Here is a 1,728-nt window from a genome sequence, read left to right as displayed (position 1 = left end):
GCGACTCGGATAACGTGTCGGTGATCGACACTGACAGCAACACCGTCGTTGACACCATCCCCGTCGGCGACGGGCCTAATGGCGTGGCGATCACTAGGGGTTTGTTCGATTCCCGTGCCTACGTCGGCAACGGCTCCTCGGATAACGTGTCGGTGATCGACACTGACAGCAACACCGTCGTTGACACCATCCCCGTCGGCGACGGGCCCTTTGGTGTTGCGATCGGGAAGTAACACGCAGCGTTCGGTCGGTTTTTGAAAGCAACCGCTGACAGCAACGTGAGCGGATGCAGCCGACGGCGAACGACGGAGGTCCGCCGACCTGAGACCGGGCAAAGGTCGGCGGACCTCTACAAACATTACAAGCGTGACTTTAGTCCGAACTTACGGAGGGCGATCATGGATGTAGCATCCTGACCAGGGAAAACGGCTCAGGGAGCGCAAATTTAGTGTCCACCAACGGTCTGCTACGCTACGTCGAGATCAGCCCGTTCGTAGTCACGCCCCGTCGAAGTCGAGGGCTGTAGACACGAGCTTTCGGGCCGTCCCCGTAAAACCGCAGATCACAGCCCCTTTCCGCAACCAAGATCACGCAAGTTCGGTTCAGTCCACGGGTTTGGTCCCCGATCGCCAGGACATGCCAGGCCGCATCGGAAGGCCGCGTCGCTTCCGCTCCTCGGCGCGCCAGGCGCGCCCGCGGTGCGGGTCGGCTTGCCGCCGGACACGACGGTTCAAGCGACCAGTCGCACTGTTGTACCCAGTGGTGTACCCGAGCCGGCGGACGTCCGTGGAAAGACACGAACGCTGGTGGATGCGCACCGCAGGTCAGCGGACGTCCACAGACATCAGTGGACGAGCTGCCTTGCTCTTGTAATCGAGCGGTTAGGGGTTCGAATCCCCTCGCCGGCTCCCTCCTGACCAGGACATCTGTGGTTGCTTCGGTCGCGGAGTGATCTGGGCTCGGCTGGTCACGGCCGGATCGACCATCTCGTCTTGCCGGGGTCGCTCGTCACGGGAGGGCCGAAGGCTGTGGGGCGAGGTGGCGGAACGCCGTACGAGACCACGGCCGCGTCGTCGGTTGGTTGACCCGCTCCCACGCCGGCCGGTGACCGGCCAGCGTGGGAGCGGACCGAATACACGGATCGAATGTGCGTCAGCGCGGAAGCGGCTTGTAGAAGACCAGGCCGTTGCCCTTGTTGTCGTACACCACGGCGCGGCGCTCGTGAGCGTCGTCGTAGGGGCCTTTCACGATGCCACCGCCGTTCTCCTCGATCGCTCTGGCCGCGCCGTCGACGTCGTCGGTCTTGATGCCCACGACGACCTGGCCGTGGATGGGGTGATCGATCGCTGTGGCCAGGGCAAGGGTCACCGAACCGCCGTCGAGGGCCGCGAAGTGGGCGCCGTCGCGGAACTTCAGCGGGAAGCCGAGGGTCTCGGTGTAGAACTTGATCGACTCCTCAAGATCGTCCGTCGACAGGACGATCATCCGTACTTGCCGGTCGCTCACGGGTACCTCCTGTGACTGGATCGGTTCCGGACCCGCACCCGGGACAGCGCCGAATCGGTGGGGTTCGCGGGTTCCGCGACTGTGAGTGCATCAACAACCTAGACCCTGTCAGCCGCAGCGGAGACGAAGTTTCGGACCACGTCCAGCAGCCGGGAGGCCCGCGTGCCCGGCGACGGGGGAACGTCCTTCGCTGACCCGCCCGCACTGACCGCCCGGCCGTCT

The 1,728-nt window shown here is 64.4% G+C and carries 2 protein-coding genes; one reads left to right on the top strand and one right to left on the bottom strand.

From position 1 onward, the window contains the following. Positions 1-233, top strand: a 233-nt coding sequence (locus CM1CMNOD_RS01640; protein WP_431607652.1) for a YncE family protein, incomplete at its 5' end; no start/stop codon positions are given. A 919-nt stretch (positions 234-1,152) separates the two neighbouring features. Here the strand turns inward: CM1CMNOD_RS01640 and CM1CMNOD_RS01635 are convergent. Further along, positions 1,153-1,506, bottom strand: coding sequence for a VOC family protein (locus tag CM1CMNOD_RS01635; protein ID WP_013871950.1), 354 nt, complete (start codon positions 1,504-1,506; stop codon positions 1,153-1,155). Positions 1,507-1,728: the final 222 nt, after the last annotated feature.

The sequence above is a fragment of the Protofrankia symbiont of Coriaria myrtifolia genome, from assembly GCF_900634755.1.
Classification (GTDB): domain Bacteria; phylum Actinomycetota; class Actinomycetes; order Frankiales; family Frankiaceae; genus Protofrankia; species Protofrankia coriariae.
The sequence above is the reverse complement of the archived record's forward strand: the minus strand, read 5'-3'. Positions and strand labels throughout refer to the sequence as shown.